General features: G+C 65.2%; 20 protein-coding genes. 4 read left to right on the top strand and 16 right to left on the bottom strand.

What is annotated here, in order from left to right:
• Nucleotides 1-17 precede the first annotated feature (17 nt).
• A complete protein-coding gene (locus tag LB555_RS11185) occupies nt 18-1,514 on the bottom strand; it encodes a CoA-acylating methylmalonate-semialdehyde dehydrogenase (RefSeq protein ID WP_224682892.1) in 1,497 nt (498 codons plus the stop codon).
• Between the two features lie 159 nt (nt 1,515-1,673).
• Between LB555_RS11185 and LB555_RS11180 the strand changes: the two genes are divergently transcribed.
• The 3 genes from LB555_RS11180 (at nt 1,674) to LB555_RS11170 (ending at nt 5,328) form a co-directional block, all read left to right on the top strand.
• Nucleotides 1,674-2,555, top strand: coding sequence for a LysR family transcriptional regulator (locus LB555_RS11180; RefSeq protein ID WP_140662594.1), 882 nt, complete (start codon nt 1,674-1,676; stop codon nt 2,553-2,555).
• 188 nt (nt 2,556-2,743) lie between these two features.
• Nucleotides 2,744-3,187 (top strand): hypothetical protein, encoded by a 444-nt coding sequence (locus tag LB555_RS11175; protein ID WP_224591716.1) that lies wholly within the window; start codon nt 2,744-2,746, stop codon nt 3,185-3,187.
• Entirely contained in the window at nt 3,184-5,328 is a 2,145-nt protein-coding gene (locus LB555_RS11170) for a phospholipase D-like domain-containing protein (protein WP_224682891.1), read from the top strand. Before LB555_RS11175 ends, LB555_RS11170 begins: the two co-directional genes overlap by 4 nt.
• A gap of 60 nt (nt 5,329-5,388) precedes the next feature.
• Here LB555_RS11170 and LB555_RS11165 read toward each other — a convergent pair whose 3' ends face one another.
• The 10 genes from LB555_RS11165 to rsfS form a co-directional block, all read right to left on the bottom strand.
• Entirely contained in the window at nt 5,389-6,645 is a 1,257-nt protein-coding gene (locus tag LB555_RS11165) for a D-amino acid dehydrogenase (protein WP_140713257.1), read from the bottom strand.
• A gap of 121 nt (nt 6,646-6,766) precedes the next feature.
• The gene (locus LB555_RS11160) at nt 6,767-7,309 is read right to left on the bottom strand and encodes a nucleoside-diphosphate kinase (protein WP_224682890.1); all 543 of its coding nucleotides are present in this window, start codon (nt 7,307-7,309) and stop codon (nt 6,767-6,769) included.
• 14 nt (nt 7,310-7,323) lie between these two features.
• A complete protein-coding gene (gene rnk, locus LB555_RS11155; protein WP_224682889.1) occupies nt 7,324-7,746 on the bottom strand; it encodes a nucleoside diphosphate kinase regulator in 423 nt (140 codons plus the stop codon).
• Between the two features lie 276 nt (nt 7,747-8,022).
• Nucleotides 8,023-9,162: an alanine racemase gene (alr, locus tag LB555_RS11150; protein ID WP_224682888.1), complete on the bottom strand. Its 1,140-nt coding sequence runs from the start codon at nt 9,160-9,162 to the stop codon at nt 8,023-8,025.
• A gap of 97 nt (nt 9,163-9,259) precedes the next feature.
• On the bottom strand, nt 9,260-9,781 hold the full coding sequence (locus tag LB555_RS11145; RefSeq protein ID WP_140662582.1) for an RNA pyrophosphohydrolase: 522 nt from the start codon (nt 9,779-9,781) through the stop codon (nt 9,260-9,262).
• A 37-nt stretch (nt 9,782-9,818) separates the two neighbouring features.
• Nucleotides 9,819-11,000 (bottom strand): divergent polysaccharide deacetylase family protein, encoded by a 1,182-nt coding sequence (locus LB555_RS11140; protein ID WP_224682914.1) that lies wholly within the window; start codon nt 10,998-11,000, stop codon nt 9,819-9,821.
• A gap of 182 nt (nt 11,001-11,182) precedes the next feature.
• Complete coding sequence (locus LB555_RS11135; RefSeq protein WP_015315201.1) at nt 11,183-12,514, bottom strand: S41 family peptidase; 1,332 nt, start codon at nt 12,512-12,514, stop codon at nt 11,183-11,185.
• A 1-nt stretch (nt 12,515) separates the two neighbouring features.
• Complete coding sequence (locus LB555_RS11130) at nt 12,516-13,865, bottom strand: murein hydrolase activator EnvC family protein (protein ID WP_140712529.1); 1,350 nt, start codon at nt 13,863-13,865, stop codon at nt 12,516-12,518.
• Between the two features lie 157 nt (nt 13,866-14,022).
• Nucleotides 14,023-14,505: a 23S rRNA (pseudouridine(1915)-N(3))-methyltransferase RlmH gene (rlmH, locus tag LB555_RS11125; RefSeq protein WP_140616598.1), complete on the bottom strand. Its 483-nt coding sequence runs from the start codon at nt 14,503-14,505 to the stop codon at nt 14,023-14,025.
• A 28-nt stretch (nt 14,506-14,533) separates the two neighbouring features.
• Nucleotides 14,534-14,911 carry a ribosome silencing factor gene (rsfS, locus tag LB555_RS11120; RefSeq protein ID WP_015315198.1) on the bottom strand — a complete coding sequence of 126 codons (378 nt, stop codon included), beginning with the start codon at nt 14,909-14,911 and terminating at the stop codon, nt 14,534-14,536.
• A gap of 242 nt (nt 14,912-15,153) precedes the next feature.
• Here rsfS and LB555_RS11115 point away from each other — a divergent pair, with 242 nt between their 5' ends.
• Nucleotides 15,154-16,005 (top strand): mechanosensitive ion channel family protein, encoded by an 852-nt coding sequence (locus LB555_RS11115; RefSeq protein WP_224682887.1) that lies wholly within the window; start codon nt 15,154-15,156, stop codon nt 16,003-16,005.
• Here LB555_RS11115 and LB555_RS11110 read toward each other — a convergent pair whose 3' ends face one another.
• The 5 genes from LB555_RS11110 to obgE form a co-directional block, all read right to left on the bottom strand.
• A complete protein-coding gene (locus LB555_RS11110) occupies nt 16,006-17,304 on the bottom strand; it encodes an MFS transporter (protein ID WP_015315196.1) in 1,299 nt (432 codons plus the stop codon).
• Between the two features lie 69 nt (nt 17,305-17,373).
• Nucleotides 17,374-17,961 (bottom strand): nicotinate-nucleotide adenylyltransferase, encoded by a 588-nt coding sequence (locus tag LB555_RS11105; RefSeq protein WP_041163647.1) that lies wholly within the window; start codon nt 17,959-17,961, stop codon nt 17,374-17,376.
• Between the two features lie 72 nt (nt 17,962-18,033).
• Nucleotides 18,034-19,320: a glutamate-5-semialdehyde dehydrogenase gene (locus tag LB555_RS11100; protein WP_224682886.1), complete on the bottom strand. Its 1,287-nt coding sequence runs from the start codon at nt 19,318-19,320 to the stop codon at nt 18,034-18,036.
• A gap of 3 nt (nt 19,321-19,323) precedes the next feature.
• Nucleotides 19,324-20,460: a glutamate 5-kinase gene (proB, locus tag LB555_RS11095; RefSeq protein WP_224682885.1), complete on the bottom strand. Its 1,137-nt coding sequence runs from the start codon at nt 20,458-20,460 to the stop codon at nt 19,324-19,326.
• A gap of 4 nt (nt 20,461-20,464) precedes the next feature.
• Nucleotides 20,465-21,496 (bottom strand): GTPase ObgE, encoded by a 1,032-nt coding sequence (gene obgE / locus LB555_RS11090; RefSeq protein ID WP_140616594.1) that lies wholly within the window; start codon nt 21,494-21,496, stop codon nt 20,465-20,467.
• Nucleotides 21,497-21,503: the final 7 nt, after the last annotated feature.

Genomic DNA, 21,503 nt, shown 5'->3' with positions numbered 1-21,503 from the left:
GATAAAAAAGCGTCCGGTCAATTCATCGTCGGGATAACGAACTCGGCGCCGTCCTTGATGCCGGACGGCCAGCGCGAGGTAACCGTCTTGGTCTTGGTGTAGAAGCGGAACGCGTCCGGGCCATGCTGGTTGAGGTCGCCGAAGGAAGACGCCTTCCAGCCGCCGAAAGTGTAATAGGCGATCGGCACCGGGATCGGTACGTTGACGCCGACCATGCCGACCTGGACACGGCTGGCGAAGTCGCGCGCGGCGTCGCCATCGCGGGTGAAGATGGCGACGCCATTGCCCATCTCATGGTCGTTGGCGAGCTTGATGGCGTTCTCATAGGTCGGCGCGCGCACCACCGAGAGCACCGGCCCAAAGATCTCTTCCTTGTAGATGCGCATATCGGCCGTGACATTGTCGAAAAGGCAACCGCCCATATAGTAGCCGTTCTCATAGCCCTGCATCTTGAAGCCGCGGCCGTCGACGACAAGCTTGGCGCCTTCCTTGACACCGGTGTGGACGTAACCCTTGACGCGCTCCAGCGCCTGAGCGGTAACCAGCGGGCCGAAATCCGCTGCCGAATCCGTCGAGGGACCGACCTTCAGGCTTTCGACGCGCGGGATCAGCTTTTCCATCAGCCGGTTGGCGGTGTCGTTGCCGACCGGAACGGCCACCGAGATAGCCATGCAGCGCTCGCCGGCCGAGCCGTAACCGGCGCCGATCAGTGCGTCGACGGTCTGGTCCATGTCGGCGTCGGGCATGATGATCATGTGGTTCTTGGCGCCGCCGAAGCACTGCACGCGCTTGCCGGCCGCCGTGCCGCGCGAATAGATGTAGTGCGCGATCGGCGTCGAGCCGACAAAACCGATGGCCTTGATGTCGGGATCGTCGAGGATGGCGTCGACGACATCCTTGTCGCCGTTGACGACATTGAGGATGCCGGCCGGCAGACCGGCCTCGATGAACAGTTCGGCAATGCGCATCGGCACACCCGGATCACGCTCCGAAGGCTTCAGGATGAAGGCGTTGCCGCAGGCGATCGCCGGCGCGATCTTCCACAGCGGGATCATCGCCGGGAAATTGAACGGCGTGATGCCGGCGACGACGCCGAGCGGCTGGCGCATCGAATAGACATCGATGCCGGGGCCTGCACCGTCGGTGAACTCGCCCTTCATCATGTGCGGAGCGCCGATGCAGACCTCGACCACTTCCAGGCCGCGCTGGATGTCGCCCTTGGCGTCGGCGATGGTCTTGCCATGTTCGCGCGCAAGGATCTCGGCCAGTTCGTCATAGTCGCGGGCGACCAGTTCGAGGAACTTCATCAGCACGCGCACGCGGCGCTGCGGATTGGTCGCGGCCCATTTGGGCTGTGCGGCCTTGGCGTTCTCGACCGCCGCGCGCAATTCCGCCTGCGAGGCCAGCGCCACCGTGCCGCGCACAGTGCCGTCCATCGGCTGCATGACGTCCTGCTTGCGGCCGCTGGTGCCGGCGACACGCTTGCCGCCGATGAAATGACCGTAGTCGATCATGATTTCTCTCCCTGGGTTGTGATGTCGCATTGTCCGCCTTTGGCCGGCCGATGGCAACGCGAGGGAGAACGCAACCGTTGTGCGTAAAATAGATATCGATTGACGCGTGAGCATCAATTCTCGCAAATACTCGCCCGAGATCTCCATCAGGGGAACGCCATGAACTGGGATGACGTCCGCATCTTTCTCGCCGTGGCGCGGGCCGGCCAGATCCTTGGCGCCGCCAGGCGGCTGGAGCTGAACCACGCCACGGTCTCGCGCCGCATCGCGGCCCTTGAAGACGCGTTACGCACGAAACTCTTCCGCCGGCTGACCACCGGCAGCGAACTGACCCCGGCCGGCGAGCGCTTCCTCGACATCGCCGAGCGCATGGAGGGCGACATGATCGCCGCCCGCTCGACCATATCGGGCGAAGGCGACGACGTGTCCGGAACCGTGCGCATCGGCGCGCCTGACGGCTTCGGCGTCGCTTTCCTGGCCAAGCGGCTGGGCGAACTCACCGCCCAGCACCGCGAACTCACCATCCAGCTCGTCCCGGTGCCGCGCTCCTTCTCCCTGTCGCGACGCGAGGCCGACATTGCCATAACCGTCGAGCGGCCGACCGAAGGCCGGCTGGTGGCGGGAAAACTGGTCGACTACTCGCTCGGGCTGTTTGCCTCCCGCGGCTATGTCGACGCGCATGGCCTGCCCAAAACCGCCGCCGAACTTGGCCAGCACACCCTCATCGGCTATGTGCCTGACCTGATCGTCAGCCCGTCGCTCGACTACGCCGCCGAATTCAGCGCCGATTGGCGGACCAGCTTTGCCATCTCCTCCGCACTTGGTCAGGCCGAAGCGGTGCGCTCGAGCGCCGGCATCGGCATCCTGCACACCTTCGTCGCCCGCTCGATGCCGGAGTTGGTCGCCGTCGATGTGGTCGCGCCCATCCGCCGCGCCTACTGGCTGGTCTATCACGAATCGGTGAGACCGCTGCGCCGCGTCCAGATCGTTGCCTCCTTCATCACCAAGGCGGTGGAACGGGAGCGGGGGTTGTTTACCTGATTTCGCCCAGATGCCTGCGGGTTTCGCGCCCTTCAGGCAGGGTGCCGACATCACAATAACGCGGGCCTGGATCACGCACGCCGCCTTTTCCTTGCCACAAAACCGACCAGTGTGGCATCAGGCGTGCGGTCGCCGGCCATGGGACAGGTCGGGTGGGGAAATCTTTCAGAAAGCTGGCGCGGATAGACATGCGAGCCGTTCTTGCCATCCTGCCGCTGCTGTTCGTCTCCGCATGCGCCAACCCGTGGACAAAAGTGCCGGAAGCCGAATTGCCGAAACCGATCCGCTACGCCATGGCGCGTCCCTCGCCTTTCGTCATCGGCAATTACTGCGGTCCCGGCACCCGCACCGGCGATCTGTCGGCCCGGCCTGTCGATCGCCTCGACGCCGTTTGCCGAACCCATGATGCCTGCTACATCGCCCGCCGCAACCATTGCGACTGCGACGGCGCCCTTGTCGCCTCGGCGAGGGCGATCCGCGATGACATGACGGCGCCCCGCAAGATGCGCGGCGAGGCGGAACTGCTGATCGCCACCTTCGCCATCCCTGTCTGCAAGGTTTTCCCGCAAGGTTTCATGCCGCCCCGCGACCCGGCGCAGTTGAGCGTCATGAAGGCCGGGGCGACGGGGTGAACATCCGCACGGCCATCCTCGCCCTGTTCGGGCTGGTCGCCCTTGCCGGCTGCGGTGCGGGCCGCAATGCCTGCGACCTATCGGCCGGGCAGGAGGCTTGCGCACGGCCCTCGCTGTCGGCTGGCACGCCCGGGTCGCGGGTCGCGACTGAGCAGTTCTTCGGCAATGACGGCGGCAGCGACTATGAAAGACGGTTCCTGGCACTGCTCGCCCACCACCAGCTCGGCGCCATGGACCGCGCCAACGGCACGGGCCCCTTCGGGCGCAACCGCCTCGATGTCCAGAACCGCGATTTCCAGGCGACCTATTCGACGCTCCAGCACCTGGCCGGACCGGTCGCCAACGCTCATCTGCCGCCGGTCGGTGGGGGCAGCGGTGACGGTCATTTCGACGGCCGCTGGCGGGTGTCGCGGCAGACGCTCTATATCGATGCGGCGGCGCGGCCCTCGGCCCCCAGGATTTTCGATTTCTCCGGCTTGCAGGCACGCAGCACCGAGATCGTCGTGCGACAGGCGGGCAAACAGCCGGCCGACATCGAAGGCAATTGCGACGGCGCGTTGGCGCTCCGCGCTGGCGGAGCCTCACGCACCATCGCCGCCGGCGCGGCATTCCGCTTTCACCTCTCCGGCGAGGACGACACGGTCAGCCTGTTCCCGGGCGACAGCCTGAACCGGTGCACGGCGAGGATCCGCTCCAGCCTTGCGCCCACCGGTACACCGCTCACCATCCGGCGCGAAGAAACCGCGGATCCGGCGCTTGCCAGCTTGGACAGCCGCTACCAGCGCTGCCCAGTCCCCGGCGGTGCCGGCCTCGATGCGCTCGAGCGCGCCTTCTATGCCAGCCGCTGGCTGTCGCAGACCTGCGCCATGCCGATCGGCGAGCCCAGGCTGCTGCGCAAGTCGCGCGACGGCTTCAACGCCAAGGTCGAGGCGCTGATGGGCGCGCCGCTGCCCGATGCGGCAATAGACAGGGGCGATCCGGAACTGCCGCTCGATTTCTCGAAGGCGCCAAGGCTGAAGCTGATCTATCTGTCCTCGCTGGAATTCAAGGCCGACTTTTCCGGGCGCGTCATCGAACGGCTGATCCGCCATCATGCAGCGCTTGGCGCCAAGGTGCGCATCATAGTCACCGACGTGCTGGAGCGCGAAAAGGACGACGCCATGCTGCACCGGCTGGCCGCCGAATTCCCCAATGTGGAGCTGCAGGAATATCGCTGGCGGGCGGACCACGGCGCGCCGATCGACGAGCAGATTTCACAACTGCACAAGGTCCATCATGTCAAGATGCTGGCCACGCTGGCGCAGGACCCCGCGCGCTCGCGCGTCATCATCGGCGGCCGCAACATCCATGACGGTTTCCTGTTCCACCAGCCGATCGATCTGTCGCGCTATCCGGACCTCGAGCAATACGGCAAGACCGACGGGTTTTCGCTGAATTACTACTCGAACTGGAGCGACTTCGACATCGAGTTCGCCGACCGGGCGACGGTCGAGACGCTCGCCGCGCAGCTGTCGACGATATGGCTGCGCGACGCCGACACCAACCTGGCGCGCCCCTTCTCCATCCCGGTCCGCGGAGATGGCCCCCGGGGCAATGCCCGGCATTTCATCTCGATGCCCTATGAGGATGACCATGCGCTGGAGGCCTATTTCGTCGAACTGGTCGATGCCGCCCGGCACCATATCCAGATCGTCAACCCCTACCTCAATCTGACGCCGAGCCTCGCCAAGGCTTTTGACCGGGCGCTCGCCCGCGGCGTCAGGATCGACGTTGTCGGCCGCATCGACCTCAAGGGCGATATCGGGGGCAGGTTTCTCACCGCGCTCAACAAGCTGTTCGTCGAGAAATATGGCGACCGTATCGATATCCGCGAGTTCAAGGCGCCTGACGTGGTGCTGCATTCCAAAATCATGATGATCGATGAAAGGCTGGTTGCCATCTCCTCGGTCAACCTCAACAACCGCAGCTTCTTCCACGATTCGGAGAACGGCATGATGGTGCTCGACCCCGCCTTCTACGCCAGGATGAAGCCGGTCTATGACGACTATCTCGTCCACTCGAACCCGGTCGCCACCAATGTGACGATCCCGTGGGCCTACCGGCTGCTGTTCGACGAGGCGTGGGTCAGGCAGGCGTTCTGATATCGCCCCGGTTCCGGGGCAACGACATAAGCAAAGAACAAAGCGCGAGACGCGCGGCGGCTATTTCAGGTAACGCTCCTGGGCCAAGGCACGCACGTCGATATCGGGCACCCGGTTGGAGATGATGTCGGCCAGAACCTTGGCCGAGCCGCAGGCCATGGTCCAGCCGAGCGTGCCATGGCCGGTGTTGAGATAGAGGTTGGACAGCTCCGTGCGGCCGATCAACGGCGGTCCGTCAGGCGTCATCGGCCGCAGCCCGCACCAGAACGTCGCATCGCGCATCGCGCCGGCTCCCGGAAACAGGTCGCCGACCGAGTGTTCGAGCGTGCGCCGGCGCGATTCATGCAGCCTGAGGTCGAAGCCGGAAATCTCGGCCGTGCCGCCGACGCGAATGCGGTCGCCGAGCCGGGTGATCGCGACCTTGTAGGTTTCGTCCATCACGGTCGACACGGGCGCGGCGGCGGCGTCCTTGATCGGCACCGTGATCGAATAGCCCTTGACCGGATAGACCGGGATCGGTCGCTTCATCCGGCGCATGAAACCAGCCGAATAGCTGCCCAGCGCCATCACATAGGCGTCGGCGGTCAGCCAGCCCTTGCTGGTGCTCATATTGTTGACGCGGTTGCGGCTGCGGATGACGCGCCATATCGTCGTGTCGTATTCGAACTTGACGCCGCGCGCCACGCAGAGCTCGGCCAGCCTGTCGGTGAACATCTTGCAGTCGCCGGTCTCGTCGCCCGGCAGTCTCAGGCCGCCGACGAATTTTTCACGCACCCCCGCCAGCGCCGGTTCCGCCGCGATGCAGCCGTTGGGATCAAGGACCTCATAGGGCACGCCATATTTCTTCAGCACCTCGACATCGCCTCCGGTGCCGTCGAGCTGCTTTTGCGTCCGGAACAGCTGCAGCGTGCCCTGCATCCGCTCGTCATAGGCGATGCCGGTCGCCTCGCGCAGCGCCTTCAGCGTGTCGCGGCTGTATTCCGCCAGCGGCACCATGCGCGATTTGTTGATCGCGTAGCGCTCGGTGGTGCAGTTGCGCAGCATCTTGACCAGCCACGTCCACATGTGCGGATCGAAGGCTGGCCGCACCACCAGCGGACCATGCTTCATCAAGAGCCACTTGATCGCCTTGAGCGGGATGCCGGGGCCGGCCCAAGGCGAGGCATATCCGGGCGAAATCTCGCCGGCATTGGCAAAGCTGGTTTCCAGCCCCGGCCCTTTCTGGCGGTCGATCACGGTCACCTCGTGGCCGGCCTCGGCGAGATAATAGGCCGTGGTCACCCCGATCACGCCACTGCCCAGCACCATGATTTTCATCATTCACTCCTTGCCGCCGAGCGTCCTCAGGACGCCCATGGACGCAGCCGTATTTTTCGATTTGCGCATGATCCCGAGCGAAAATCGATGCCGATCTTCGAGACCACGCGCTGTTGCCCATTCACGCCGCCGAGGGACCGGGGTCGTCGTCGTCTGTCTGCCGCATTCCGGCCGTCTCGCCAAGAGGCCTCCAATCGGCTGCGGCACTGTAGACAAGCCTGAGCCCGTGCGGTCGCTGCGCGTCAGCCTGGTGTTTCTGCCTGACCGTGCGCCGGGCAGCCTCCGGCTGGTAAAGCACGGCCCGGATCAGGATCGACTCCCGCCGGCCGTCGGCGTGTTCGACCATTGCAGTCTGGCCTTGCGCCATGCCAAGCATGCAGAGCCCGCGCCTCGTTGCGACCGACAGGCTGGAGCCGACCGGCCCGCGCACCTCGTGCTGCACCAGGGTTCGCGTCTCCGCGGGACCGGTATCGACGCCGAACACCACCCTGCTGTTCAGCGTGACGATGTCGGGGCCGACCGAATCGATCGGCACGACATCGGCGCATGAAAGCTTGTGTTCGAGCATGCGCACGATCGGATCCGCGAATGCCCGCCGGCGCTCCAGCATGACTTCGAGAACGGCAAAGTCCTTCGTCGTCAGGCAGCAATTCGTGCTCGTCATCACCGCCTCCGCCATCAAGTTCGTTGCGGGCCGGAAGCCGGCGTATCGACGGCTTCGACGGTCACGGACAGTTCCCGACCACCACGACCGTTCCAGCAAACCGCCTGCCCAACGCTCGCGCCGATGAGCGCGGTTCCCATCGGCGTCAGCACCGAGATCCGATTCTTGGCTATGTCGGCCTCGCCCGGGTAGACCAGCATGATGCGCTGGATGTCCCCGCTTTCGCCACGCACCATAACCGTCGAACCCATTCGCACCACACCGGCCGGCATCGCCGCCGCGTTCGTGACGACGGCCCGGTCCATTTCCGAAAGCAGCTCCTCGGCCGTCTCGGGCGCGCGATCGAGCAACGCCCTCGCCAGGCCGGTCAGCCTGTCATGGTCGGCTTCGCTGATCAGAATATGGCTGTTTGGACGCAGTTCTTTTGCATGTTGCATGGCAAACCTCATGGGATCGGCGCATCGAACGGATGCGCGCCTGCCGCCGCACTGGCGGCGGCGTGATGAAAGGCCGGCAGCCGCGAAGGGCTGTTCGGCTCGATGGCGATTGTGGATGTATGGATGCCCCGGTACGGACGGACGCCGGAAGGCGGCCGCGCCGGGGCTACGATCCCGCGATCGGGCAGACCCTGAACAAGGTTGTGCTATAAGCGAGGTTGCTCATGCGCCGAACCTTGCCGACAGGCGTCCGCTTGTCAAGCGCGGCCAAACCGCTCAGCCGCCGACATAGCGCCGGTGAAACCGCGTTCCGAAGCTGGCCAGGATTTCGTAGCCGATGGTGCCGGCATGGCCGGCGGCATCGTCGACGCTCTGTGAAGGGCCGAGCAGTTCGACGAGATCCCCTTCGCGGAGCCTGCCGGGCGGCAAGGCCGAGATGTCGAGAATGATCGAATCCATCGACACGCGTCCGAGGAAGGGCAGGCGCGCGCCCTCGAACCAGGCGGCCGACGCGGACCGGCGCAGCCAGCCATCCGCGTAGCCGAACGAGATCGTCGCCAGGCTGAGCGGCCCTTCCGCATGGTAGGTGTGGCCATAGCCGATGCCGGTGCCCTTTTCGACGCTGCGCGTCTGCGCCACCTTGGCCTGCAGCCGCACCACGGGCAGCATCGGGTTGGGTTCGGCAGGCGTCGGATTGATGCCATAGAGCGCGGCGCCAGGGCGGGCGAGATCATAATGGTAGGACGGTCCCAGAAAGATGCCGGAGGAATTGGCGAGCGAGGCGGGTGCCCCGGGCAGCATGGCACGCAACCGCTCGAAGGCCCGCCGCTGCTGTTCGTTGGCGGGATGGTGCGGCTCGTCGGCGCAGGCCAGGTGGCTCACTACATACCTGATGGCGATGCCATCGAACGCGGCGGTGTCGCCGGCCATGGCCTCGACTTCGGGCGGCGCCATGCCAAGTCGCGACATGCCGCTGTCGACCTGGATCGCGGCCGGAAGTCTTTGGCCAACGCGATGTGCCGCCGCGCGCCAGGCTCTCAACTGTGCGCCACTGTTGATGACCGCGCAGAGACCATACGCGACCGCTTCCCCCTCGGAGCCTGGCGGCAGACCGTTCAGCACATAGATCTCGGGTCCTGCCCCGATCGCCTTGCGGAGCGCGATTCCTTCGGCCAGCAGAGCGACGAAGAAGATGTCGCAGCCTTCTTTCATCAGCGTCGATGCCACTTGGCTCGCACCCAGACCGTAGCCGTCGGCCTTGACCACGCCCGCGCAGCGCACGCCGCCCAGCCGCGCCTTCAGTCGCCGGTAGTTTTCACGGATCGCGCCAAGATCGATGGTGAGGATGGCCCCGGCAGCAGCCTCGCTCGGGGCGTCGGCTTCCTCGGGCAGTGATCTTTTGGGGGCGTCGTACATGGCGGCCCTTCTTGTGACGGACAGACATCAAATCAATAAGGCGGTCGAACCGGCGCGGCAACCGCGGGCGTTTGAACCGCGGCCGGAGCCCGTCCAGCTATGGCACAAGGTGACGGAACGCTCCCACCACCTCTTCATAGACCTTGCGCTTGAACGGCACGATCAGGTCGGGCAGGTCTTGCATCGGCCGCCATGACCATTTGTCGAATTCGGCTGTGTGGCCGCCCGGCGGCGGATTGATCTGGATCTCGCTGGCATCGCCATGGAAGCGGAAGGCGTACCATTTCTGCGTCTGGCCGCGATACCGCCCCTTGAAGGCGATACCGACCAGGTGGTCCGGCAGGTCATAGTTGATCCAGTCCGGCGCTTCTGCCAACAGCGAGACGCTGCGCATGCCGGTCTCCTCGTAGAGCTCGCGCTCGGCGGCCTGCAACGGCTCCTCGCCCTTGTCGATGCCGCCTTGCGGCATCTGCCAGAGCTGCGTCGTGCCGGCGAACTCGCTGTCGGGTTCGGCAATGCGATGCCCGACCCAGACCAGCCCCTCGCCATTGAGGATCATCAGGCCGACACAGGGTCGGTAGGGCAGCGTTTCGCGGTCGACTTTTTTCGTCTGCGGCATCACTCAGTCTCTCCAGTCGCCTTTCCGAAGGCCTTGGCTAACCCTTTTGCGGATCGACGGCCACCGCTGAAATCGGCACGATCTCGATGCCGCGCTTCTTGGCCTCGGCCACCCATGACGAGACCGTGTCGACCGTCAGGTCGAAAGCCGAGCCGATGCCGACGGCCGTGCCTTTGGCACGCGCGGTCGCTTCGAGGCTGTCGAGCTTCTTCAGGATGGCGCCGCGATCCTGCACCGCATCGATCGCCGTGTCGCCGGCGACGAAAGGGACGCCATTCCTCAGCGCCATGTCCGGAGCCAAGCTGCGCGCCGACGAGCCGTCGTCGATATAGGCGAGGCCCCTTTTGCCAAGTTCGGCCATGAACGGCTCCATCGCCGCGGAGTCGGCGGAAAACCGCGCGCCCATATAGTTCATGACACCGGTATAGTTCGTCGTCCGCGACAGCGCCCAGTGCAGGTTCTTCAGGTTTTCTTCCGCGCTCGCCGCCACCGTCAGCGTGTTGCGGCCGGGGTTGACCTTGGGATAGTCGAACGGCTCGAGCGGCACCTGCATGACGACCTCGTGGCCGCTCTGCCTTGCAGCCTGCATCCAGCGGCCGATGCTGTTGCCCTGTGGCGCGAAGGCCAGCGTCACTTCCGCCGGCAGCTTGGCGATCGCCGCCTGGGTGCCAGTCTGTGAAACCGCGAGCCCGCCGATGATGATCGCCACACGCGCGCCACGCGTGCCGGACCATGGCCGCGCATAGACGTCGAACGGTCGCCTTCCGTCGGCGGAGCGCATCGGCAAGGGCCCGGTTTCACTGGTTTCGATCAGCGCCTTGTCGGGAATATGCGCGATCTTGAGGTTCTGGCCGACGGTCGATGGATCGCGAATGACGATTGCCGCCTTTGGCGGGCCATCGCCTTCTTCGGTCTGCACATGAATGATCTGCGGACCGCCCGTCTTGGCTGGCATCTCCACCTTTGGCGTCGCCGCCGGGGCCAATGCGGGAGGCGACGCGGCGGGCTCGGCCGCCGCGGTCACTTTCGGCGTCGAGACGGCGACTTCCTGCGGCTTTCGAAACGGCTTTTCCCTGAACGCGATCACGGCCGAGACGCCGACCACGGCAAGCACGATCGCGCTCGCCGCGATCACACCGACGCTGATCTTGCCGGCGCCGCGAGGCGCCCGGACGGCCTGTCCAAGCGGGCGTTCGATGTCCTTGCCGATATCAGCCAAGCCCTGTCCCCGATGCACGGTTCCGAAGGCGACCTCCTTCGGCAACACATGCACGAATTCATCAATCCTGGCGCCTGGGCGCCATATCTGGAGGCCTGGTCCTGCCCCCCGAATCAAACTGCCGGAACCTTTCGGTCCCGGCAGCATCGCATTGCTTCGTTCAACCGGCCAGACCGGTTGCCTTACTGGTTGAGCACGGCCTTTTCCGGATTGGGCGGGAAGGCCGGATCGGTCTTCTGGCCGCGCAGCAGCTGCTCGGCATAGATGAGCTGCAGGTCGTCCTTCGGATCCGGTGGCACATAGGCCGCGGAGCCCGAGCCGGTCTTGCTCTCGTCGGCGCCCTTGATATGGCCCTTGAGATCGGATTCGCCGCGCGTCAGGTCCCTGCCCTGCAGTTCGGGCGGCAGGGGCTGGTCGACCTTGATGTCGGGCGTGATGCCCTTGCCCTGGATCGATTTGCCCGATGGCGTGTAATAGAGCGCCGTCGTCAGCCTGAGCGCGCCATTCTCGCCGAGCGGGATGATGGTCTGGACCGAGCCCTTGCCGAAGGACTGCGTGCCGACCACCGTGACGCGGCGCAGGTCCTGCAGCGCGCCGGCGACGATTTCCGAAGCGCTGGCCGAGCCGCCATTGACGAGCACGATCATCGGCTTGCCGTTGATGTCGTCGGTCTGCTTCGGCTTGGCGTCGAAGCGGGTGACGTCCTTTGGATCGCGTCCGCGCGTCGAGACGATCTCGCCGCGCTTGAGGAAGGCGTCCGACACGCTCACCGCCTGGTCGAGCAGGCCGCCCGGATTGAGGCGCAGGTCGAGCACATAGCCCTTCAGCTTGTCGTCCGGCACCTGCTTCTTGATGGTCTCGATGGCGTTCTCGAGGTCGTCATAGGTCTTCTCGGTAAAGGAGGTGATCTTCATGTAGCCGATATCGTTCTCGACCCGGAACTTGACCGCCTTGACCTTGATGATGTCGCGCACCACCGTCAGCTCGATCGGCTTGTCGGCGCCCTGGCGCAGGATGGTCAGCTTGATCGGCGTGTTGACCAGGCCGCGCATCTTGTCGACCGCGTCGTTGAGCGTCAGGCCGCGAACCTCCTCGCCGTCGATCTTGGCGATATAGTCGCCGGCCAGCACACCAGCCTTGGCGGCCGGCGTGTCGTCGATCGGCGTGATCACCTTGACCAGGTCGTTCTCCATGGTGACCTCGATGCCGAGGCCGCCGAACTCGCCCTTGGTCTGCACGCGCATGTCCTGCGCCTGTTCGGCGTTCATGTAGGAGGAGTGCGGGTCGAGCGAGGAAAGCATGCCGTTAATGGCGTTCTCGACCAGCGACTTGTCGTCGGGCGGGGTCACATACTGCGCCCGCACCCGCTCGAAGATGTCGCCGAAGATCGCCAGTTGCTTGTAAGTCTCCGACCCCGCAGCGTTCGCCGCCGAGCCGGGTGCGCCATAGACAAGGCTCATGGCGGACGCGCCCATCAGCGCACCGGCAAACAGAAGCGACAGTTTCCGCATCATTTCACGTCCTTCCAGAAAAACGGTCCGCCCACCATGGGGCCGGATCGACGGGTTTTCCATCCTTGCGGAACTCGACATAGAGCTCCGGCGTGGCATTTCCATTCTTCGAAACCGAGGTGCTTGCCACCCGGGCTTCTCCCATCGCGCCGACCGGCTCTCCTGCAAGCACCGACTGGCCAGTCGCGACGCTGATTCTGCTCATCCCAGCCAAGACGACATGATAACCGTCGCCGGCATTGAGGATCAAGAGTTGACCGTAGGAGCGAAACGGCCCCGCATAAAGCACATTCCCATCCGCCGGCGCGGTAACGATGGCTCCCGATTGTGTCGCAACCATGTCCCCAAGCATCAAGGCGCCGTTACCGTCGTCGGCGCCAAACCTGAGTTTGATGCGGCCGGTGACCGGCAGGGCGACCTGTCCTTGCAGTGCCGAGAAAGGCGCCGCGGCGGTCAACCTGTTGCCTTCGGGAACCGGCAGCGATGCCGTCTGGTCGCCACCGGGCTCGGTGCCGCCGGCCTGGCCAGCGGCGGCTGCCTTTGCGGCATCCGCGGCCTTGCGGTTCTTGTCCGCCTGCGCTTCGAGCGAGGCGATCAGATCCTTCAGGCTGCTGGCTTTGGCAGCCAATTGCTCGGAACGCTGCTGTTCGGCCGCCATCTGCGCCTTCGTGTCGGTTTCGAGCTTCTGCTTGGCTTCGAGCAGCATGCCGAGCCGCTTCTTCTCCGCCGTCTGATCGCCGACCGCCGCCGTCAGCCGCGCCCGTTCGGCCTCGATCGAAGCCGTCACCCGGGTCTGCTCCTTGAGATCGGCCAGCAGGCTGTCGGTCTGCTGGCGCAATTCAGGCACCACGGCGCCGAGCAGGATGGCGCTGCGCACCGACGACAGCGCATCTTCCGGCTTGACCAGGATCGCCGGCGGCGGGTTGAGCCCCATGCGCTGCAGGGCGCCCAGCACTTCGGCCAGCACATCGCGCCGCGCCGCCAGCGAAGTACGGATCTTCTGTTGCTGGCCCTTCAGCCCTTCCAGCTTGGCGCCGATGTCCTCGATGTCCTGGCCGAGCTTCTGCTCGGTCATCGCCGACTGGATGAGTGCCGCGGTGATCGAGGCGTGGTCCTTCTTGACCGCGGCGATATCGGCTGCGAGCTTGGCCAGCCGTTCCGACGACAGCGTTATTTCCTTCGAAACCTGCTCGTATTCGGCACGGCTCTGGTCCGGATCGGGTGCCATGTCGAGCGTGTTTTCGGCCCGCACAGCATGCAGCGACAGAAGCACCGCCGCCGCGGCGATACCGCAGCGCACGCGCCAGGAGCCCCCCGTCGATGGGCCCGTCGTCGATTTCCAGCCTTCAGACATTCGCGATCGATTCTATCCGCGCCTTCGTTAACGAATCATCAACCATGTTAGCGCCTGTCGCCCAAAGGGTTCGCAATAACGCAATGCAACGGAAAAACAGGCCCACGTCGAATCTTGCGCGGCATTTGGGGCCAAATTCGGTGCGATCCGGCGGCTTTCAGGACCTGTGGTAGGGATGACCCGACAGGATCGTCGCCACCCTGTAGAGTTGTTCACCCAGCATCACCCGCACCAGCTGATGCGGCCAGGTGAGCGCCCCGAACGACATCACCAGCTCGGCCTGGCCGCGCAGCGACGGATCGTGGCCGTCGGCGCCACCAATGGCGAGGACCAGCGCCTTGCGTCCGCCGTCGCGCAACTGTCCCAGACGGCCGGCGAAATCCTGTGAAGACAGGCTCTTGCCTCGCTCGTCGAGCAGGATGAGGGCCGTGCCTGGCTGCAGCTGTGCCTGCAGCCGCGAACCTTCGTCGCGCTGGCGCTCGGCGGCGCTCTGCGCGCGGCCCTCGACGATCTCGGTGATTCCGGCGAATTCGAGCCCCACGCCGGGTCCGCTCTTGGCGAACCGCTCGAAATAGCGGTCGGCCAACTCCCGCTCGGGGCCGGCTTTCATTCGGCCCACGGCATGAACTGAAATCTTCATCCTCGCCTCTATAAGCCCCGCGAAGGGCTTAGTGGAGGGTCTCTTCCTCGAGATCCGGCGCCTGCCACATCTTTTCGAGATTGTAGAATTCGCGGACTTCGGGACGGAAGACATGGACGATGATATCGCCAGAATCGATCAGGACCCAGTCGGCGCCTGACAGTCCCTCGACGCGCGCGGTGCCGAGGCCGGCATCCTTGAGCGCCTTAAGGAGATGGTCGGCGACAGCCGCGACATGACGGTGCGATCGGCCCGACGCAACGACCATGTAGTCGCCGAGGCTCGATTTCCCCTGAATGTCGATTGAGACAATGTTTTCGGCCTTGGAGTCTTCCAGACTGGCAAGGACTGTCTTGATGGCACGGGACACGGCGTCGTCTACGCTGATCCTGGCCGGCGAAGGCACTATGTCGGCCTTCTTCCGCAATGCTGTTCTCAGTGTATTTCCTTTCGCAGCAAGAACAACCAAATCACCCCTTGAAGCAGGTGACACCACTTAGATAGGCAGAGTTCCGTTGCAGTTTCAAGACGGAGCCCCGATGGACGCGAACTCGCCGAGTGGAATGTTGTTCCACGGGTGACGCAAAAACATCGGAACCCAGGCTTTCCACAGCGGTTACCGGCTGACCGACCAACCGGAATCCCGCCATGCCGATCGACCCGCAAAACACCCTTCTCACCGTCCAGACCGGCCTCGCGCAGCTGAGTACGCTGATCGTCTCCTATTCCTTTTCCGCCATCGGCGCCGTCATCCTCCTGGTGGTCGGCTACATCGTTGCCAACCTTGCCGAGCGCACGATCTCGGCTGGCCTCGGCCATATCCATGGTTTCGACGCGACGCTGCGGCATTTCTTTTCAAAGATCGGGCGCTACGCCATTCTGATCCTCGTCGTCATCATGGTGCTCGGCCAGTTCGGCGTGCAGACTGCATCGATCATCGCCGCGATCGGCGCCATCGGCCTCGCCATCGGTCTCGCCCTGCAAGGCACGCTGCAGAACATCGCCGCCGGCATCATGCTCTTGGCGCTGCGGCCATTCCGCATTGGCGAGTCCGTTGAGGTCGGTTCCATTGCCGGTTCGGTCGAGGAAATCGGCCTTTTCGCCACCAAGCTCAGGACCGCCGACGGCATCTACATATTGGCGCCGAATTCGACGCTGTGGAATCAGCCGGTGCGCAATTTCACCCGCAACGGCGTGCGCCGCACCGACATCACGCTCAGCATCGGCTCCTGGAACGACATAGACGGCGCCCAAAAGACATTGCTTGCCATTGCCGGTGCCGAGAAGCGCATCCGCCGCGAACCGGCGCCGATCGCGTTCGTGGCCGGGCTTGGCGATACGACCGTTTCGCTCACCTTGCGCTACTGGACCGCGGCGGCGGACCATTTCGCCACCCAGATCGACATGACGAAACGCGCCAAGCAGGCCTTCGACAGCGAGGGCATCTCGATCCCGCAGCCGCCTCCGGAGGCACCGCCACCCGAGGCCCGCAAACAGTAATCAGTCGCCCCTGTGGCGGACCACTTCGTCCGGCGCGAAGGCGAGTTCGACCGGCAAGGGCGCTTGCGCCGACATCGGCGCGAAACTGCCCGTGGCGGCCGCCGGAACGCGGCCCGCCGCGATCACCCGCCACAGCACGAAAAGGCAGAATACCGAGGCGATGACGATGCCGACGTAGATGAAGGTTGCCGTGCCGAAGACGGCGGAAAGCGCCGTGACAATGCCCGGCACAATGAAGCCGGCGAGCGACCAGGCAAACAGCATCGAGCTCGACAGCGCCAGCAGTTCATCCTTCCTGGCGCGGTCGGCGGCATGCGCGCTGGAGAGCGCGTAGATCGATTCCGCCGCCCCGTCCCAGATCAGATAGATCACCACCAGCACCATCAGCGCACCGCCGTCGAAGGCGATGGCGAGCACGCTGGCAACGACCGCCAGCGCCGCGGCGCCGGCAAGCACGTAGCGCCGATCAGTACGGTCGGAGAGCCAGCCGAGCGGTATCTGCAGGATCAGCGTGCCGACCGGCATTGCCGACAGCAGCAGCGCGACATCGGCTTGGCTGTAGCCCTTGGCCGTGGCGTGGATGGGCGCGAAGCCGGAAATGATCATCGACAGGCCGCCGACCGCCAGCATGCCGGCGACGCCGACCGGCGAAATCCGCCAGGCTTGGCGCAGCGCCACCGAAGCCGCCTGCGGCGCCGGCGGCTGGGCAAGGCGTGTCATGCCGACGGGCAGGATCGACAGAGCGGTAAAGGCGATGCCGATCAGTGACGCGGCCGCCGTGTGGATGTCGATCACGGCAAGCGTCGCATAGCCGACCCCAAGACCGGCAATGTAGGCGACGTAGAACACGGCCATCACCCGGCCCCGTACGGCGTTCGGCAGCGCGTCGTTGAGCCAGCTTTGCGCGACGATGAACAGGCCGCATATGGCAAAGCCGTAAAGCGCGCGCGCCACGATCCACAGCAGCGGGTGCGGTCCGGCGCCGATGGCGGCATTGGACAGCGCGATCAGCGCCGACAGCACCATGAAGGCGCGGGCGTGGCCGACCCGGCGCACCAGCGGACCGGTCAGGATACAGCCGGCGAGGCCGCCGGCCGACAGGCCGGTGACGATCAGCCCTGCCCAGACCGGATCGAACCCTTCGACGCCGAGCCGGACGGGGATATAGGCGAACATCAGCCCGTTGCCGATGGCAATCAGCGCCATCGACACGATGACACTGGCAATCGCGATCAGCGGCGCAGGCGTGCTGCCCTGGTCGGGATCGATCGTGGGATGGGTTTTCTTGTGAATCGCCATGGCTGGTCAGCATCGCCCATGGGTCAGGCGGACGCCGCTGTAAAAACGACATGGCCGGACGGACGACGCTCAACCCTTCGCCATCTTCCGGATCGCGCTCGACGACAGCAAGGAACGCGGACCGTGGATGAAGGTCCAGGCCGGCGCCTTCATCCGCGCAAGCCTTGGCGCGTCGCCTTCGTCGATGCGGGCGTAATCGAAGGTCTTGGCGACAACCGACGATAGAAAGGACAGTGTCGCGCCGGGTCGGTCGATGACCGCGATCGGAAAGGTCATGACGATCTCGCGCCAGCGCTGCCAGCGATGGAAATCCCGCAGGGAATCGGCGCCCATGATCCAGACGAAGTCGACGCCGGGATTGCGTGCCTTGACCAGCGCCAGCGTGTCGGCGGTGTAGCGCACATTGTGTGCCGCCTCGAAGGCGGTGACCTTGATCTTCGGGTTCTTGGCGATCTTCTCGGAAAGCGCGATGCGCTCGCCCAGCGGCGCCAGTTCGCGCGTGCTCTTCAGCGGATTGCCTGGGGTCACCATCCACCAAAGCTGGTCCAGCGCCAGACGCCGCAAAGCGATTTCGGCGACCAGCGCGTGGCCGGCATGCGGCGGGTTGAACGAACCGCCGAACAGTCCGACGGCCAGCCCCTTCTCGGCATGCGGCATCTTCAGATAGCTGGAGGGTGTCGCCGGTTCGGAAGAGGCCAGCATCGCTTCAGGCTCTGGCGATCAAAAGCTTCAAGGCCTCACCTGTCCCGACCCGCGCACGCGATATTTGAACGAGGTCAACTGCTCGACGCCGACCGGCCCACGCGCGTGCATCTTGCCGGTGGCGATGCCGATCTCGGCGCCCATGCCGAACTCGCCGCCATCGGCGAACTGCGTCGAGGCGTTGTGCAGCAGGATCGCCGAATCGATCTCGTTGAAGAACCGTTCGACCGCCTTCGCGTCCTCGGCGACGATCGCCTCGGTATGATGCGAGGAGAAGGTTTCGATGTGATCGATCGCACCAGCGATCCCGTCGACCAGCTTCACCGCGATGATCGCGTCGAGATATTCGGTCACCCAGTCGGCGTCGGTCGCCGGCTTGGCGTCGAAGAACATTTTCATCACTTCTTGATCGGCATGGATCTCGCAGCCGGCGGCGCGCAGCGCGTCGAGGATCGGCACCAGATGGGTGGCGGCGACCGCACGGTCGACCAGCAGCGTTTCGGCGGCACCGCAGACGCCGGTGCGCCGCATCTTGGCGTTGACGGCGATCCGCACCGCCATGTCGAGCTCGGCGGAGCGGTCGATATAAAGATGGCAGATGCCTTCGAGATGGGCGAAGACCGGCACCCGCGCCTCGCTCTGCACCCGCCCGACCAGGCTTTTGCCGCCGCGCGGGATGATGACGTCCAGATTGCCGCCAAGCCCCTTGAGCATCTCGCCGACCGCGGCGCGGTCGGTGGTCGGCACCAGCTGGATGGCGTCCTGCGGCAGGCCGGCCGCCTTCAAGCCGTCGACCAGGCAGGCGTGGATCACCGCCGACGAGTTCAGAGAATCCGAGCCGCCGCGCAGGATCACCGGATTGCCGGCCTTGAGGCAGAGAGCGCCGGCATCCGCCGTCACGTTCGGTCGGCTTTCATAGATGACGCCGACGACACCGAGCGGCGTACGCACGCGCTCTATGTGCAGACCGTTCGGCCGCTCCCACGCGGCGATGACATCACCGACTGGATCGGGCAGGGCAGCGATTTCGCGAATACCGTCCGCCATGGCGCGAATGCGTGCCGGATCGAGCTTCAGCCGATCCATGAAAGAGCCGGAAAGCCCGGATTCGTGGCCATTCGAAACATCGATGGCGTTGGCGTCGAGAATGTCCCGCTCGCGAGAAATGATCGCGTCGGCCATGGCGACAAGCGCGGCGTTCTTGGCGGCGGCGGTGGCGATGGCCAGCGGTCGGGCGGCAGCGCGGGCGCGCCGCCCGATATCGGCCATCAGCGCCACGGTGTCGTCCCCGGATTTTTCATGCAGCTTCAGCATGGCTCATCCTTCGCTTATGTCGCTTCCGGCGTGACTTACGACGAGATCGTCGCGGTGGATCATCGCCGAACGCGCCTCGTAACCGAGCACGGTCTCGATCTCGGCCGTCTTCAGGCCTGCGATCCTTACGGCATCGGCGGCATCGTAGGCAACCAGCCCGCGCGCGATCTCGCGGCCTTCGGGCGACAGGATCGCCACCGTGTCGCCGCGGGAGAAATTGCCGCTGACCAGCTTGACGCCGGCCGGCAGCAGCGACTTGCCCGAAATGAGCGCGCCGATGGCGCCGGCATCGACGGTCAGCCGCCCGGCCGGTTCGAGCTGGCCGGCGATCCAGGTCTTGTAGCCTTTCACCGGATTGGCGCTGGGCTTGAAGAACGTCGCGCGCTCGCCGCGCTCGATCGCCATCAGCGGCGACAGCCTTGTGCCGGAGGTGATGATCATCGCCGTGCCCGCAGCATTGGCGATCTTGCCCGCGTCGAGTTTGGTACGCATGCCGCCGCGCGACAGCTCGGACGCGGCGGCTCCCGCCATCGCTTCGATGTCTGGTGTGATGCGGTCGACCACCGGAATGAACTTTGCACCGGGGTCCGACGCTGGCGGCGCGGTGTAGAGCCCGTCAATGTCGGAGAGCAGCACCAGCAGGTCCGCGCCCATCATGGTGGCGACGCGGGCCGCCAGCCGGTCATTGTCGCCATAGCGGATTTCGGAGGTCGCCACCGTGTCGTTCTCGTTGATGACCGGCACCGCCTTCATCTTGAGCAGCGTCGATATGGTGGCCCGCGCGTTGAGATAACGCCGGCGCTCCTCGGTATCGCCGAGCGTCAAAAGGATCTGGCCCGATTTCAAGGCACCCTTGCCGAGCGCGTCAGACCATGCGCCGGCGAGCGCGATCTGCCCGACGGCGGCGGCGGCCTGGCTCTCCTCGAGCTTCAGGGCGCGCTTGCCAAGGCCAAGAATGGTGCGGCCGAGCGCGATGGCGCCCGACGACACGACGAGGATTTCGGCTCCTCCCTGGGCAAGCACCGCGATGTCGTCGGCGAGCGAGGCCAGCCAGTCGCGCTTCAGGCCGCTCGCGCGATCGACGAGCAATGCCGAGCCGATCTTGACGGTGATGCGCCGGTATTTCCTGAGCGGCTGCATGACCTTACTTTTCCCAGCGCGACTCGACCGGCGCGACGATCCGCGCACGCGCCTCCGCGATGACAGCCATCAACGCGCGCTGCACCGCCTCGACGCCCTCGCCGGTGACCGCCGACAGCAGCATCGGCGCGCGGCCGGCGGCACGCTTCAGCGAAGCAACCTTCTTCTTGCGCGCGTCTGCGTCGAGCGTGTCGACCTGGCTCAGCGCCAGGATCTCGGCCTTGTCGGTCAAGCCGTGGCCATAGGCCTCGAGCTCGGCCCGCACGGTCTTGTAGGCCTTGCCCGGGTTCTCCTCCTGCGCGGAGACCAGGTGCAGCAGCACGCGCGTGCGCTCGACATGGCCGAGGAAGCGGTCGCCGATGCCGACGCCCTCATGGGCACCTTCGATCAGACCTGGAATGTCGGCGATGACGAATTCGCGCGCATCGATGCGGGCGACGCCGAGGCCCGGATGCAGGGTCGTGAACGGATAGTCGGCGATCTTCGGCTTTGCCGCGGTGACGGCGGCAAGGAATGTCGACTTGCCGGCATTGGGCAGCCCGACCAGACCGGCATCGGCAATCAGCTTCAGCCTGAGCCAGATGTTGAGTTCTTCGCCGGGGAGGCCGGGATTGGCGCGGCGCGGCGCCTGGTTGGTCGAGGTCTTGAAGTGCTGGTTGCCGAAGCCGCCATTGCCGCCCTTGGCCAGGAGAAAGCGCTGGCCGACGACGGTGAGGTCGCAGATCAGCGTCTCATTGTCCTCTTCGAAGACCTGCGTTCCGGCCGGCACTTTCAGCGTCACATCGGCGCCCTTGGCGCCGGTCATGTTGCGGCCCATGCCGTGGACTCCGGTCTTGGCCTTGAAATGCTGCTGGTAGCGATAGTCGATCAGTGTGTTCAGCCCGTCGACCGCTTCCAGCCAGACATCGCCGCCGCGGCCGCCATCGCCGCCATCCGGGCCACCGAACTCGATGAACTTCTCGCGCCGGAACGACACCGAACCGGCGCCCCCGTCACCGGAGCGGACATAGACCTTGGCTTGATCGAGAAATTTCATGGGACTG

Origin of the sequence: Mesorhizobium sp. BR-1-1-10 (genome assembly GCF_020165595.1) — a bacterium.
In the GTDB taxonomy this organism is placed as follows: domain Bacteria; phylum Pseudomonadota; class Alphaproteobacteria; order Rhizobiales; family Rhizobiaceae; genus Mesorhizobium; species Mesorhizobium australicum.
The sequence above is the reverse complement of the archived record's forward strand: the minus strand, read 5'-3'. Positions and strand labels throughout refer to the sequence as shown.